Consider the following 13,043-nt stretch of genomic DNA (forward strand, 5'->3'; position numbering starts at 1 on the left):
ACACCATGCGCACCGTGCCGCCCGTTACGCCCGGCGAGATGCTTGAAGAAGAGTTTCTCAAGCCCTTGGGCCTTACGAAGTACCGCCTAGCCAAAGACATCGGCGTGCCTGCACAGCGGATCGGCGAAATCGTGGCGGGAAAACGCGCCGTCACGGCCGACACAGACCTTCGGCTTTGCCGCTACTTTGGCTTGAGCGACGGCTGGTGGTTGCGCGGCCAAGCCGCCTACGACACCGCCATTGCCAAACAGTCCCTGCAAAAGGAGCTGGCCGCCATACAAAGGTGTCCCCTGTTGGCGGCGTAACTTGGCACGCGCCCAGCGCAGCGTGGCGATGTTGCGGCGCTAGGTTTTGCCGGGCCCTATGCACAACGGCGACGTTACATGCAACCAAGTGTCCTGCACGTTGCGCCCATTTTGCAGCAGGAAAATCGGGGGCAGACTATGTGCCTGATGTCAGGCCTAGCTGGGCGTGGGGCGCCCAAGGCGGCCGGTCGATATCATGAGTTGGGGCCGCTGGGGGCTTTGGCCGATTTTTGGCCGCGCAGCTAAACGGCATGAGGCCGGCTGCCCCCAGCGCCCCAACCCCCACCCCGCTTTCGAAGTCATGGTCGCCCCACGGTTGTGGATAGCCCAAACAGCTTGACCGTGTTTCGCTTTTAAGCGACAATCAGCCATGTTCGAGATCAGGCACTACATCACCGACGACGGCCGCGACGTGTACGCAGACTGGCGCGACGAGGTGAAGGACATCAAGGCAATGATCGCCATTGACCGACGCGTGTACCGCCTCGAGCTGGGCAATTTCGGCGACCACAAGCCATGCAGAGATGGTGTGTGGGAGCTTCGTATCGACGTAGGGCCAGGCTACCGCGTCTATTACGCGCAAGCCGGGAAAACTGTGGTCTTGCTGCTTTGCGGCGGCAGCAAGCGTTCGCAGGACGCCGACATAGCACAGGCGTGCGCATACTGGAAGGACTGGCAGCGAAGCAACTTGAAGCAGGAGAAAAGGCGATGAAAGATCGAGCACATGACGACGCGATGGCTGAAGCCTTTCGCCAAGACCCGGCCTATGCGGTCGAACTGCTGAACAGCATCCTCGAGGACGGCGACCAAGGCGAGCTGTTGATCGCGCTGCGCCAGATGACGAAAGCGTTTGGCGGCGCCTCGAAAGTGGCCGAGCAAGCGCAGCTCAACACTACGCACATTTACCGCACGCTGTCGGCCAAGGGCAATCCGGAGCTTCGCAGCCTGTCGGCGATACTCAAGACCATGGGCTTGCGCCTCGCGGTGCAGCCTATCCACAGCCCAACCGCGCACGCTTGAGCAAGGCTAGCTTTGGCGGCGGCATTCCTGCGCAAAGTCGGGGCGGCGTGTTTCGGGCACCCAGATTTGCACCGGGCGCAAGCCCGCCATGGGCATCGCGTCGCGGTGCTTTTGGACGCGTGCATTGACATGCGCGGTTCCCATGTGAAAGCCCTCATTCAAGTGGTCTTGCCACTATACACAACGGCGACGTTACATGCAACCAAAAGCCATGCACGTCTGCCGCCCCCACATTCCCCACGCATTAACCTTAAACTTGTCCGAATGCCTTGTGCACAGTAGCATCAAGCGCATACGACCAAAGGAAACTGCCATGGGCCCGACACTCACTCTGCAACGCTTCAAGCGCGCACACTTGCAAAACCCCGCCGCCGCCTTCAATCACCTGATGTTTGCCATCTTGGCTTTCTTCATGATTCAGCAGCAACTGGTGGACCTGCGCCCCGCGATGACCAGCGGCCCTTGGGTGGCGCAGGCCCTGCACTACCAGCCTCGCACCCCGCCGCCCGTGTTCGAGCCCGACCAGATTTACACGGAAGAAGCGCTGTTGGAGCAGTACACCAGCCAATCTCATGGCGCTGGGGCGCCGGGGGGGTAGTTGGCCGATTTTTGGCCGCGCAGCTAAACGGCATGAGGCCGGCTGCCCCCAGCGCCACAGCCCCACAACCCCTACCCAGAGCACCCGCCCCGCTCCCACGCCGCCCCACCCGATCAAAACCGCTCGCTGGGCCCCAGATAGCGCCACTGCCCCAGCGGCAGCTGCCCCAGTTGCACGCGCCCAATGCGCACGCGCTTGAGCCCCACCACGTGCAGCCCGACTTGCTCGCACATGCGCCGGATCTGGCGCTTCATGCCCTCGCGCAGCACGAAGCGCAGCTGCTCCGGGTTTTGCCACTGCACCTGCGCGGCTTTGAGCACGCGGCCGTCGATCTGCAGCCCGTGGCGCAGGCGCTGCAGCAGCTCCGGGGCAAACACCGCCTGCACGTTTTGCGCCACCACCCCCGGCCCCTGCGGGCCGTTGGGGGCCCAGTGCACGCGCACCAGGTATTCTTTTTCCACCCCGGAATCGGCCCCGATCAGCGCCTTGGCCACGCGCCCGTCTTGGGTCAGCACCAGCAGGCCGGTGGAATCGATGTCCAGCCGGCCCGCTGGCGCTAGGCCGCGCGTGTGGCTGGGGGCAAAGCGGCGCGGGCTGCGGTCCTCGCGCCAGCGCGTGCCGGGCTGCACCAGCACGGCGGCGCTCTGGTGCCCGTCTTCGGGCAGGCCGCTCACGTAGCCCACCGGCTTGTGCAGCACGATCGTCACGCGCTCGTCTTGCTGCTGGCGCGCCGCCGGGGCCACCTCAATCTGGTCGGCCGCCGTCACCGCCTGCCCGGTCTGGGCCGGTTGGCCGTTGACCGTGACCCAGCCGCGCGCCACCCATTCGTCGGCCTCGCGCCGCGAACACAGGCCCATTTCGGCCAGCCGTTTGTTGATGCGCACACTCTCTTGCATGGCAGCGAGTGTAGTGCGCCGGTGCACCGGTTCACGCCGCCGCACACCGCACCGGCCCGAACCGTGCCGATCAACCCTCGCTGGGCAGGGCATAGGCGCGCAGCGCCGCAAGGTCGAGCACCCGCAAACCGCCATACGTGACCTCAATCAGACCCTGCTCATGCAGCGTGGCCAGCGCCAGGTTCACGCGCTGACGCGACAAGCCGACCAAATAAGCCAGCTCCTGCTGCGTGATGCGCAGCAGCTGCCCCACACCCGGAAACAACCCAGGGTGAAACAGATTGGCCAAGCTGCGCGCCACCCGCACCTCGGGCTCGCTCAGGCGGTCGATCTCGCGCGCGGCGATGAACTGCCCCAAGCGCTCGTTGAGCTGGCACATGACAAAGCGGTTGAAGCCGATCGAATGATCCAGCAGCCAGTGAAAGGTCTCGACCGGCAGCCCCGCCACCAAGCTCTTTCGCAGCGCCTGCACGTTGTAGCGGTAGGGCTCGCGCTTGAGCGCCGTGCCCTCGCCAAACCAGCCCCCGGGGGCCAGGCCGGCAAAGGTCATGATCGGGCCCAGGCTGTCGTCGTTGCTCATCTTGAGCAAGCCCTCGACCAGCCCGAACCAGAACGTCACCGGTCGCCCGACGCGGCAAATCGAGTCGCCCGGCTGCGCCAGCGTCACCATCAGTTCGCTGCGCACGCGCTCGCGTTCATCCGCGCTCAGGCGCGGCACCCAGACGATCGCCGCGAACTCCGCATCGCTCAAAGTCCGCGCCCGTTGCCGCAAAGCATCCCGATAAACCATCGCTGCCTCCAGTCGCGCCACACACCCTAGGGTAAGTCCTAGCAGGGCCGCACCCTAGATTGTCGTCGCAAGGACAACATGGCGTCAAACCCTGGCGTACAGTGCGCAACAGATTCAAGCCGATATGAAGCCCGCTCATGGGCCGGGCCGCCAGATTAGAGGAGACGACATGCAGACCACCTTCCCGCGTTTGTTGCTTGAGCACGCTGCCAAGCGCCCCACCGCGCCGGCGATGCGCGAAAAAGAGTACGGCATCTGGCAGAGCATCGACTGGCGCGGCATGGCCGACTTGGCCAGCCACATCGCCGCCGGCCTGCACCAGTTGGGCTTGCGCCGCGGCGAACACCTGATCGTCATCGGAGCCAACCGGCCGCGCCTGTACGCCTCCATGCTGGCGGCGCAGGCCCTGGGTGCGGTGCCGGTGCCGCTGTACCAGGATGCGGTGGCGGGCGAATGCGTGTTCCCAATCACCAACACCGAGGTGCGCTTCGTGGTCGTCGAAGACCAGGAGCAGGTGGACAAAATGCTCGAAATTCGCGCGCAGTGCCCGCTGCTCGAGCACATTTTGTACGACGACCCACGGGGTTTGCGCAACTACGACGAACCCGGCTTGGCCGGCTTGCAAGAAGTGATCGCCGCCGGGGCCGTGTTTGTGCAGCAGCACCCCGAGTTTTTCAAAAACGAAGCCGAGCAGGCCCGCGCTGAAGATGTGGCGGCGATGTTCTACACCTCGGGCACCACCGGCAACCCCAAGGGCGTGGTGCACACCCACGCCTCGCTGCTCGATCGCGCCGCCGCCGGGGCGCGCTTTGACAAACTGACCGAAAGCGAAGAGGTGCTGGCCTACCTGCCGCCGGCTTGGATCGGGCAAAACATTTTCAGCTACGCGCAGTGGCTGGCGTGCGGCTACGTGGTCAATTGCCCCGAATCGACCGCCACCGTGACCATCGACCTCAAAGAAATCGGCCCCACCTACTACTTCGCGCCGCCACGGGTGTTCGAGGGCCTGCTCACCAACGTCACCATCCGCATGGAAGACGCCGGCGCGCTCAAGCGCAAGCTCTACAGCAGCTTCATGGAGCACGCCAAAAAGGTCGGCCCGGCGCTGATGGACGGCAAAAGCATCGGCGCCGCCGACCGGCTGCTGTACGCGCTGGGCAACCTGATGGTCTATGGGCCGCTGCGCAACACGCTCGGGTTTTCACGCGTGCGCGTGGCCTACACCGCTGGCGAGGCCATCGGCCCCGATCTGTTCACCTTTTACCGCTCGATCGGCATCAACCTCAAGCAGCTCTACGGCTCGACCGAAACGGCGGTGTTCGTCTGCTTGCAGCCCGACCACGAGGTGCGCGCCGACACCGTGGGCGTGCCCATCGACGGCGTCGAGATCAAGCTGGCCGACAACGGCGAAATCTTGGTCAAATCGCCCGGGCTGCTCAAGGAATACTACAAAAACGAAAAAGCCACGCGCGAGGTGCTCACCCCCGACGGCTGGTACCACACCAGCGACGCCGGCTTCATCGACGCCAGCGGCCACCTGAAAATCATCGACCGCGTCAAAGACGTGGGCCGCATCAAGGGCGGGGCCAACGACGGCGCCCTGTTCGCGCCCAAATACGTCGAGAACAAGCTCAAGTTCTTCCCCTACATCAAAGAGGCGGTGGCCTACGGCGACGGGCGCGAGCGCGTGTGCGTGTTCATCAACATCGACCTCGAGGCCGTGGGCAACTGGGCCGAGCGCCGCAACCTGCCCTACGCCGGCTACACCGACCTGGCCGGCAAGCCCGAAGTGCTGCAGCTCATCAAGGGCTGCGTCGAGCAAGTCAACGCCGACCTGAGCCGCGACGCGCTGCTGGCGGGCAGCCAGATCCACCGCTTTTTGGTGCTGCACAAAGAGCTCGACCCCGACGACGGCGAGCTCACCCGCACCAACAAGGTGCGCCGTGGCTTCATCGGCGAGAAGTACGCGGTGCTGGTCGATGCGCTCTACGGCGGCAAGGCCGAGCAGTTCATCGAAACCCAGGTCAAGTTTGAAGACGGGCGCACCGGCAAAGTGAGCGCCACGCTCAAGCTGCTCGACGTGCAGACCTACGCAAACGTCAAGGCGGCCGCATGAAGCACACCACCCTGCACTGGGCACTGGGACTACGGAGTTTGGCATGAGCAAGAAAAAAATCGGCGACGTCATCCTCGACGTCAACAACATCAGCCTGCGCTTCGGTGGCGTGAAGGCGCTGAGCGACATCTCGTTCGACGTGCGCGAGCACGAAATCCGCGCCATCATCGGCCCCAACGGCGCCGGCAAGAGCTCGATGCTCAACTGCATCAACGGCGTCTATAAGCCGCAAGAGGGCTCGATCACCTTCCGCGGCCAGACCTTCAAGCACATGAACAGCCGCCAAGTGGCCGAACTCGGGGTGGCGCGCACCTTCCAGAACTTGGCGTTGTTCAAGGGCATGAGCGTGATCGACAACCTCATGACCGGGCGCAACCTGCGCATCAAAAGCAACCTGCTGCTGCAAGCGCTGCGCTGGGGCCCGGCCGAGCGCGAGGAAAGCGAGCACCGTGAGAAGGTCGAGCGCATCATCGACTTCCTCGAAATCCAGGCCCACCGCAAAACCCCGGTCGGGCAGCTGCCCTACGGCTTGCAAAAGCGCGTGGACCTCGGGCGCGCGCTGGCCATGGAGCCGCAGGTGCTGCTGCTCGACGAGCCCATGGCGGGCATGAACGTCGAAGAAAAACAAGACATGTGCCGCTTTGTGCTCGACGTCAACGACGAATTCGGCACCACCATCGTGCTCATCGAGCACGACATGAGCGTGGTGATGGACATCTCCGACCGCGTGGTGGTGCTCGACTACGGCAAAAAGATCGGCGACGGTGTGCCCGACGAGGTGCGCGCCAACCCCGACGTGATCAGCGCTTACCTCGGCACCAGCCATTAAAACAGGAGACCAGACATGGGATTTTTCCTCGAAACCATCATCGCCGGGCTGATGAACGGCGTGCTCTACTCGCTGGTGGCGCTGGGCTTTGTGTTGATCTTCAAGGCCTCGGGCGTGTTCAACTTTGCCCAAGGCGCGATGGTGCTGTTTGCCGCGCTGGCCATGGCGCGCTTTGCCGAATGGCTGCCCGAGTGGCTGGGCTTTGAGAGCCTGCTGTTGGCCAACGTCTTGGCTTTTGCCATCGCCGCGTTCCTGATGCTGATTTTTGCTTGGGCGGTCGAGCGCTTCGTGCTGCGCCACCTAGTGAACCAAGAAGGGGTGGTGTTGCTCATGGCGACGCTGGGCATTACCTTCTTCATCGACGGTTTTGGCCAGACCATCTTTGGCAGCGACATCTACGCCATCGACCTGGGTCTGCCGGCCGAGCCGATCTTCATCCTCGAAGGCCTGTTCCCCGGCGGCTTGCTGATCAACCAAGACGACCTCGTCACGGCCCTGATGGCGATGGCCATGGTCGCGCTGCTGACGCTGTTTTTCCAGAAAACCGGCACCGGCCGCGCCCTGCGTGCCGTGGCCGACGACCACCAAGCGGCGCAGTCGGTCGGCATTCCGCTGGGCCGGATGTGGGTCATCGTCTGGTTCATGGCTGGCTTGACGGCGCTGGTGGCCGGCATGATCTGGGGCGAGAAGATGGGGGTGCAGTTCGCCCTCACCTTCGTGGCGCTCAAGGCGCTGCCGGTGATCATCTTGGGCGGCCTGACTTCAGTCCCGGGCGCGATCGTGGCCGGCCTGATCATCGGCGTGAGCGAGCAGTTGGCCGAGGTCTATATCGGGCCGATGGTCGGCGGTGGCATCCAGATCTGGTTTGCCTACGTGCTGGCGATGGTGGTGCTGCTGTTTAGACCGCAGGGCCTGTTTGGCGAAAAAATCATCGACCGCGTATAAAACTCGCTCAGGAAGAACGGAACCATCATGTTTTACCGCGAAAACGGTCAGTTCAAGACCACCTACAAATCCGACCAGCAGATTTTTGCCGTCAAGCAAGACCGCATCGCTATCATCGCCATCATCGCCTTCGCCTTCATCGGCGTGCCGATGCTGGCCGACGAGTACCTGTTTCGCGCCATCTTGGTGCCGTTTCTGATTCTGGCGCTGGCCGCCATCGGGGTCAACATCTTGGTCGGTTATTGCGGCCAGATCTCCCTCGGCTCCGGCGCTTTCATGGCCGTGGGCGCCTACATGGCCTACAACGTCTTCATGCGCGTCGAGGACATGCCGCTGATCGTGGCCTTGCTCTCGGGCGGCTTTTTCGCCATGCTGGCGGGCATCATCTTTGGCATCCCCAGCCTGCGCGTCAAGGGCTTGTACTTGGCCGTGGCCACGCTGGCGGCGCAGTTCTTCTTTGACTGGCTGTTTGTGCGTGTGCGCTGGTTCACCCTCGACAGCCCGGCCGGCACCGCCGAAGTCAGCAACCTGAGCGTGTTCGGCTGGCAGATTGCCACGCCGATGGACAAGTACCTGTTCGTGCTCGGCTTCGTGGTGGTGTTTGCCTTGCTGGCCAAAAACCTGGTGCGCGGCCCGATCGGGCGCGAGTGGATGGCGATCCGCGACATGGACGTGGCCGCTTCGGTGATCGGCATCCGCCCGATGTACGCCAAGCTCACCGCCTTTGCCGTCAGCTCCTTCATCATCGGCGTCGCGGGGGCGCTGTGGGCCTTCGTCCACTTGGGTTCTTGGGAGCCGCTGTCTTTTGACATCAACCGCTCGTTCCAACTGCTGTTCATCGTCATCATCGGCGGCTTGGGTTCGATCATGGGCTGCTTCTTTGGTGCCGCCTTCATCGTCATCACGCCGATCGTGCTCAACCAGCTGCTGCCTTGGATCGGCAGCCTGTTCGGGGTCGAGATCTCGACCGCCATGGTGGGCCACGCCGAGTTCATGATCTTTGGTGCCCTGATCGTTTGGTTCCTGATCAAAGAACCGCACGGCTTGGCCAAGTACTGGAGCATGGCGCGCCACAAACTGCGTCTGTGGCCGTTCCCACATTGAGTTGCTTCCTTTGGTGGCTGGCGCCCGACACCTCGCCAGCCGCCCTCGTCCCTGTGTGAGTTAGGTGTTGGATTAAGGAGACATTCCATGAGATTGCGACAACTCGCACTATCAGCCGTGGTGGCAGTGGCCGCGCTGACCAGTGCCCTCACCACCAGCTTGGCCATGGCCCAAGCCCCGGTGCAGTTCTTCCCCAGCCTGACCGGACGCACCGGCGCCGTGGCCCCGAACGCGGCGCCCTTTGCCAACGGCTACGCCGACTACATGAAGCTGGTCAACGCGCGCGGCGGCATCAACGGCGTGCAGACGCTGGTTGAAGAATGCGAAACCGCCTACGCCACCGACCGCGGCGTGGAGTGCTACGAGCGCCTCAAGGCCCGCCACGGCGGTGCCACGGTGTTCCAGCCGCTCTCGACCGGCATCACCTTCGCGCTCATGCCGCGCTTGGCGGTTGACAAGATCCCCATGATCACCTCGGGTTACGGCCGCAGCGACACCGCTGACGGCGCCATTTTCCCGTGGGTGTTCCCGTTGCTGGGCCACTACTGGATCGCTGGCGACGTGGTGTTGCAACACATCGCCAACCGGTCTGGTGGCTGGGACCGCCTGCGCGGCAAGACCATCGCCGTGGTCTATCACGACAGCCCGTTTGGGCGCGAGGTGCTGCCGATCATCAACCGCCGCGCCGAAATGCACGGCTTCACGGTGCTGGCGCTGCCGGTGCCGCCTCCCGGCGTGGAGCAGCGCGCGATCTGGCTGCAAATCCGCCAGCAGCGGCCCGACTTCGTGATCATGCAGACTTGGGGCGTGATGACCGCGACCGCGATCCGCCAAGCGGTGGCCACCGGTTTTCCGCGCGACCGCATGTTTGGCACCTGGTGGAGCGGTGCTGAGCCCGATCTGCGCGACATCGGCGCCGACGCCCGCGGCTACAGCGCGGTCATGATGCAGCACGGCCAAGCGCGTGACTCCGAAGTGGTGCGCCAGATTCTGGCCCAGGTGCACGACCGTGGCCAAGGCACCGGCCCGCGCGCCGAAGTCGGCGACGTGCTCTACATGCGCGGCGTGGTCGGCGCGATGCTGGCGGTCGAAGGCGTGTTCCGCGCCCAGGAACGTTTTGGCCGTGGCCGCCACGTCACCGGCGAGCAAGCGCGCTGGGGCTACGAGAACCTCAACATCACCCAAGCGCGGCTGGACCAGCTCGGCTTTGCCGGGGTGCTGCGCGGCCCGATCGTGACCTCGTGCCGCAACCACGTCGGTACCGCCATGATGCGCATCCACACCTGGAACGGCAGCGGCTTTGACTGGTCTTCGGACTGGCTGCAAGCCGACATGAACGTCATCAACCGCATGGTCACGGCATCGGCCGAGTCGTTTGCGCGCGACAACAACATCACGCGCCGCACCGAGCCGGGCTGCTAAGCCAGCTGCCCCTAGCTGCCGCTGTGGCCTTTGGGTTGCAGCGCAGCGCGGGGGCTGACGGGTTGCCGTGGCGGGTGCTCTGGCCGTGCACCTAGGCAGCCCGCAGTCGCTTGGCCGACCCGCTCTGATTGGAGCGCTGCGGCCAGCCGACTGCCCTACCGCCAACCGTTTCCCCCTGTCGAGGTTTACCCATGAGCACGCCTTCCATCGTCATCAACGTCAACGGCATCGAGGTCATCTACAACCACGTGATCTTGGTGCTCAAGGGCGTCTCGCTGCAAGTGGCCGACGGCCAGATCGCCGCCATTCTGGGCGGCAACGGCGCCGGCAAGACCACCACCCTGCGCTCCATTTCAAATTTGCTCAAGGCCGAGCGCGGCGAAGTCACCAAAGGCAGCGTGGAGCTGCGCGGCGAGCGCATCGACATCCTGAGCACCTCCGACCTGGTCAAACGCGGCGTGGTGCAAGTGATGGAAGGGCGCCACTGCTTTGCCCACCTGACGATCGAAGAAAACCTGCTCACCGGCGCCTACACGCGCAGCGGCAAGGCCGAGATCGCGGCCAGCCTCGAGAAGGTCTATAACTACTTTCCGCGCCTCAAGACCCGGCGCACCAGCCAAGCCGCCTACACCTCGGGCGGCGAGCAGCAGATGTGCGCCATCGGCCGCGCCCTGATGGCCAACCCCAGCGTGCTGCTGCTCGACGAGCCCTCCATGGGGCTGGCGCCGCAGATCGTCGAAGAGGTGTTCGAGATCGTAAAAGACCTGAACCAGAAGGAGCGCGTCACCTTCCTGATCGCCGAGCAAAACACCAACATGGCGCTGCGCTACGCCGACTACGGCTACATCATGGAGAGCGGGCGCATCGTCATGGACGGCAAGGCCGACGACCTGCGCAACAACGAAGACGTGAAAGAGTTCTACCTCGGCATGGGCGGCACCGAGCGCAAGAGCTTCAAAGACGTGAAAAGCTACAAGCGGCGCAAGCGCTGGCTGGCTTGAGCCCCGGCCCGAGCGATCAAAACGACACAGAAAGCCCTGCCGCCATGCCTGCACACTACGACGCCTTGGAAACCCGCGCCCCAGCCGAGCGCGAGGCCGCTTTGCTGGCGGCTTTGCCGGCGCACGTGCGCCATGCGCAGACCCACAGCGCGGCTTATGCTGATTTGCTGGCCGGCGTCAGCCCCGAGGCGATTTGCAGCCGCAGCGCCTTGGCGCAACTGCCGCTGCTGCGCAAGAGCGAGCTGCTGGCGCGCCAGCAAGCCAGCCGGGCCGCCGGTGGCGACCCCTTCGGCGGTTTTTCCACCATCGGCTGGCTGGGCCTGCGCCAAGCGGCCACCGCGCGGCGCGTCTATCAGTCGCCCGGCCCGATCTACGAACCCGAAGGCTTGGCGCCCGACTACTGGCGCGTGGCGCGGGCGCTGGTGGCGGCGGGCTTCGAGCCCGGTGAGCTGGTGCACAACTGCTTTAGCTACCACCTCACACCCGGCGCTTGGATGATGGAAAGCGGCGCCCAGGCGCTGGGCTGCACCGTGATCCCGGGTGGCGTGGGCAACACCGAGCAGCAACTGGCAGCGCTTGCCGACCTGCGCCCCAGCGCCTACACCGGCACCCCGAGTTTTTTGCGCATCTTGGTTGAAAAAGCCGAGCAAGCCGGGCAAAAGCTGTCGATCAGCAAAGCCTTGGTCTCGGGCGAGGCCTTTCCGCCGTCGCTGCGAGACTGGTTGCAAGAACGCGGCATTGCCGCCTACCAGTGCTACGCCACCGCCGACGCTGGCGTGATCGCCTACGAAACGGCTGCGCGCCAAGGCCTGGTGCTCGACGAGCAGGTGCTGCTCGAGATCGTGCGCCCGGGCACCGCCGAACCCGTGCCCGAGGGCGAGGTGGGCGAGGTGGTGGTCACGGTGTTCAACCCAGACTACCCGCTGCTGCGCTTTGGCACCGGCGACCTGTCGGCCATCCTGCTTGGGCCCTGCCCGAGCGGACGCAGCAACGCACGCATCAAAGGCTGGCTGGGGCGCGCCGACCAGACCACCAAGATCAAGGGCATGTTCGTGCACCCGGGGCAAGTGGCCGAGGTGCTGCGCCGCCACCCCGAGCTGCACAAAGGCCGCTTGGTGGTCAGCGGCCAGATGGCCGACGACCAGATGCTGCTGCGCGCCGAGCTGCGGCCGGGCTTTGCTGCGGCGTCTGCAGACTTGGCCGAGGCGCTGGCGCACAGCCTGCGCGAAGTCACCAAGCTGCGCGGCCAAGTCGAGCTGCTGGACCCCGGCACCCTGCCCAACGACGGCAAGGTGATCGAGGACGCCCGCCGTTACGACTGAGACTGATACAGATTGAGCGTCAGGCGCTCGCGCTCGATCACCCGCGCCACCGCCGGCAGGGCAGCAAAGTCTTGCACCAGCGCCCAAGTGGCGGGCAGGCTTTGCGGGTCGATCCCGGCCAACCCACCCCAGCGCAGCAACGTGAGCGCATAGGCGTCAACCGCGCCCGGCTGCTCGCCACTGAGCCACGGCGTGGCCTTGTGCGCCACCCACTGCTCGATTTCGGCCAGCTCTTTGCGGTACTGCCCCGGCGCGTGCGCCTTGATCAAAGCCTGGCAGGCGGCGTCGTCGCTGAACTTTTGGGGGGCAAAAAAGCGCCCAAAGGTCGGGTGCACGGTGTTGTTCATCCACAGCAGCTTTTCCAACGCCCGGGTGCGCGCCAAGCCCGCAGGCGGCAACAGTTGCGCCTGGGGAAAGCGCTGGTCCAGGTGCAACACGATGGCCACGATCTGGCTGATGGCGTCGGAGCCATCGACCAACACCGGCACCTGACCGTGCGGGTTGAGGGCCAGAAACTCGGGGCTGCGCTGCTCGCCGCGGTGCAGCTTGAGCAACACCGGCTCGAAGGTGGCGCCAGCCAACTCGAGCGCGGCGTGTGCCACGAAAGAACAGGCTCCGGGCGAAAAATACAGCTTGAGGCTCATGCGCATCTCCAAAAAACAGGTTGTAGGTCGCGACGCATCATAAACCGGGCA

At 64.6% G+C, this 13,043-nt stretch carries 15 protein-coding genes; 11 read left to right on the top strand and 4 right to left on the bottom strand.

What is annotated here, in order from left to right:
* Nucleotides 1-5 precede the first annotated feature (5 nt).
* From SMCB_RS10265 to SMCB_RS10275, 3 genes are all read left to right on the top strand, one after another.
* Nucleotides 6-305 (top strand): HigA family addiction module antitoxin, encoded by a 300-nt coding sequence (locus SMCB_RS10265; RefSeq protein ID WP_045536802.1) that lies wholly within the window; start codon nucleotides 6-8, stop codon nucleotides 303-305.
* A gap of 370 nt (nucleotides 306-675) precedes the next feature.
* The gene (locus SMCB_RS10270) at nucleotides 676-1,017 is read left to right on the top strand and encodes a type II toxin-antitoxin system RelE/ParE family toxin (RefSeq protein ID WP_045536803.1); all 342 of its coding nucleotides are present in this window, start codon (nucleotides 676-678) and stop codon (nucleotides 1,015-1,017) included.
* Entirely contained in the window at nucleotides 1,014-1,325 is a 312-nt protein-coding gene (locus SMCB_RS10275) for a helix-turn-helix domain-containing transcriptional regulator (protein ID WP_045536804.1), read from the top strand. Before SMCB_RS10270 ends, SMCB_RS10275 begins: the two co-directional genes overlap by 4 nt.
* 6 nt (nucleotides 1,326-1,331) lie before the next feature.
* On the opposite strand, the gene SMCB_RS12545 is transcribed toward SMCB_RS10275, so the two are convergent.
* Complete coding sequence (locus SMCB_RS12545; protein ID WP_082027358.1) at nucleotides 1,332-1,469, bottom strand: antitoxin MazE family protein; 138 nt, start codon at nucleotides 1,467-1,469, stop codon at nucleotides 1,332-1,334.
* Nucleotides 1,470-1,638: 169 nt separating this feature from the next.
* Between SMCB_RS12545 and SMCB_RS10280 the strand changes: the two genes are divergently transcribed.
* Nucleotides 1,639-1,923: a hypothetical protein gene (locus SMCB_RS10280; protein ID WP_045536805.1), complete on the top strand. Its 285-nt coding sequence runs from the start codon at nucleotides 1,639-1,641 to the stop codon at nucleotides 1,921-1,923.
* 113 nt (nucleotides 1,924-2,036) lie between these two features.
* On the opposite strand, the gene SMCB_RS10285 is transcribed toward SMCB_RS10280, so the two are convergent.
* Both SMCB_RS10285 and SMCB_RS10290 read right to left on the bottom strand, forming a co-directional pair.
* Complete coding sequence (locus tag SMCB_RS10285; RefSeq protein WP_045536811.1) at nucleotides 2,037-2,819, bottom strand: pseudouridine synthase; 783 nt, start codon at nucleotides 2,817-2,819, stop codon at nucleotides 2,037-2,039.
* 70 nt (nucleotides 2,820-2,889) lie between these two features.
* Nucleotides 2,890-3,609 (bottom strand): Crp/Fnr family transcriptional regulator, encoded by a 720-nt coding sequence (locus tag SMCB_RS10290; RefSeq protein ID WP_045536813.1) that lies wholly within the window; start codon nucleotides 3,607-3,609, stop codon nucleotides 2,890-2,892.
* A 169-nt stretch (nucleotides 3,610-3,778) separates the two neighbouring features.
* Here SMCB_RS10290 and SMCB_RS10295 point away from each other — a divergent pair, with 169 nt between their 5' ends.
* From SMCB_RS10295 to SMCB_RS10325, 7 genes are all read left to right on the top strand, one after another.
* A complete protein-coding gene (locus SMCB_RS10295; protein ID WP_045536815.1) occupies nucleotides 3,779-5,725 on the top strand; it encodes an AMP-dependent synthetase/ligase in 1,947 nt (648 codons plus the stop codon).
* Between the two features lie 43 nt (nucleotides 5,726-5,768).
* Complete coding sequence (locus tag SMCB_RS10300; protein WP_045536817.1) at nucleotides 5,769-6,554, top strand: ABC transporter ATP-binding protein; 786 nt, start codon at nucleotides 5,769-5,771, stop codon at nucleotides 6,552-6,554.
* A 15-nt stretch (nucleotides 6,555-6,569) separates the two neighbouring features.
* On the top strand, nucleotides 6,570-7,499 hold the full coding sequence (locus SMCB_RS10305; RefSeq protein ID WP_045536818.1) for a branched-chain amino acid ABC transporter permease: 930 nt from the start codon (nucleotides 6,570-6,572) through the stop codon (nucleotides 7,497-7,499).
* Nucleotides 7,500-7,526: 27 nt separating this feature from the next.
* Complete coding sequence (locus SMCB_RS10310) at nucleotides 7,527-8,603, top strand: branched-chain amino acid ABC transporter permease (protein ID WP_045536819.1); 1,077 nt, start codon at nucleotides 7,527-7,529, stop codon at nucleotides 8,601-8,603.
* Nucleotides 8,604-8,690: 87 nt separating this feature from the next.
* Nucleotides 8,691-10,025 carry an ABC transporter substrate-binding protein gene (locus SMCB_RS10315; RefSeq protein ID WP_045536820.1) on the top strand — a complete coding sequence of 445 codons (1,335 nt, stop codon included), beginning with the start codon at nucleotides 8,691-8,693 and terminating at the stop codon, nucleotides 10,023-10,025.
* Between the two features lie 191 nt (nucleotides 10,026-10,216).
* On the top strand, nucleotides 10,217-11,026 hold the full coding sequence (locus SMCB_RS10320; protein ID WP_045536823.1) for an ABC transporter ATP-binding protein: 810 nt from the start codon (nucleotides 10,217-10,219) through the stop codon (nucleotides 11,024-11,026).
* A gap of 44 nt (nucleotides 11,027-11,070) precedes the next feature.
* Nucleotides 11,071-12,348: a phenylacetate--CoA ligase family protein gene (locus SMCB_RS10325; RefSeq protein ID WP_045538024.1), complete on the top strand. Its 1,278-nt coding sequence runs from the start codon at nucleotides 11,071-11,073 to the stop codon at nucleotides 12,346-12,348.
* Here the strand turns inward: SMCB_RS10325 and SMCB_RS10330 are convergent.
* A complete protein-coding gene (locus SMCB_RS10330; protein WP_045538026.1) occupies nucleotides 12,339-12,992 on the bottom strand; it encodes a glutathione S-transferase family protein in 654 nt (217 codons plus the stop codon). The two genes, SMCB_RS10325 and SMCB_RS10330, sit on opposite strands and share 10 nt — an antisense overlap.
* Nucleotides 12,993-13,043: the final 51 nt, after the last annotated feature.

Source organism: Serpentinimonas maccroryi (assembly GCF_000828915.1).
Taxonomy (GTDB): domain Bacteria; phylum Pseudomonadota; class Gammaproteobacteria; order Burkholderiales; family Burkholderiaceae_C; genus Serpentinimonas; species Serpentinimonas maccroryi.

Bases quoted from the DNA above. Each gene is read 5' to 3' on its own strand.
- SMCB_RS10310 (WP_045536819.1), top strand. From the start codon at position 7,527: ATGTTTTACCGCGAAAACGGTCAGTTCAAGACCACCTACAAATCCGAC.
- SMCB_RS10325 (WP_045538024.1), top strand. From the start codon at position 11,071: ATGCCTGCACACTACGACGCCTTGGAAACCCGCGCCCCAGCCGAGCGC.
- SMCB_RS10330 (WP_045538026.1), bottom strand. From the start codon at position 12,992: ATGAGCCTCAAGCTGTATTTTTCGCCCGGAGCCTGTTCTTTCGTGGCA.
- SMCB_RS10315 (WP_045536820.1), top strand. From the start codon at position 8,691: ATGAGATTGCGACAACTCGCACTATCAGCCGTGGTGGCAGTGGCCGCG.
- SMCB_RS10305 (WP_045536818.1), top strand. From the start codon at position 6,570: ATGGGATTTTTCCTCGAAACCATCATCGCCGGGCTGATGAACGGCGTG.
- SMCB_RS10275 (WP_045536804.1), top strand. From the start codon at position 1,014: ATGAAAGATCGAGCACATGACGACGCGATGGCTGAAGCCTTTCGCCAA.
- SMCB_RS12545 (WP_082027358.1), bottom strand. From the start codon at position 1,469: ATGGGAACCGCGCATGTCAATGCACGCGTCCAAAAGCACCGCGACGCG.
- SMCB_RS10265 (WP_045536802.1), top strand. From the start codon at position 6: ATGCGCACCGTGCCGCCCGTTACGCCCGGCGAGATGCTTGAAGAAGAG.
- SMCB_RS10285 (WP_045536811.1), bottom strand. From the start codon at position 2,819: ATGCAAGAGAGTGTGCGCATCAACAAACGGCTGGCCGAAATGGGCCTG.
- SMCB_RS10320 (WP_045536823.1), top strand. From the start codon at position 10,217: ATGAGCACGCCTTCCATCGTCATCAACGTCAACGGCATCGAGGTCATC.
- SMCB_RS10270 (WP_045536803.1), top strand. From the start codon at position 676: ATGTTCGAGATCAGGCACTACATCACCGACGACGGCCGCGACGTGTAC.
- SMCB_RS10295 (WP_045536815.1), top strand. From the start codon at position 3,779: ATGCAGACCACCTTCCCGCGTTTGTTGCTTGAGCACGCTGCCAAGCGC.
- SMCB_RS10290 (WP_045536813.1), bottom strand. From the start codon at position 3,609: ATGGTTTATCGGGATGCTTTGCGGCAACGGGCGCGGACTTTGAGCGAT.
- SMCB_RS10300 (WP_045536817.1), top strand. From the start codon at position 5,769: ATGAGCAAGAAAAAAATCGGCGACGTCATCCTCGACGTCAACAACATC.
- SMCB_RS10280 (WP_045536805.1), top strand. From the start codon at position 1,639: ATGGGCCCGACACTCACTCTGCAACGCTTCAAGCGCGCACACTTGCAA.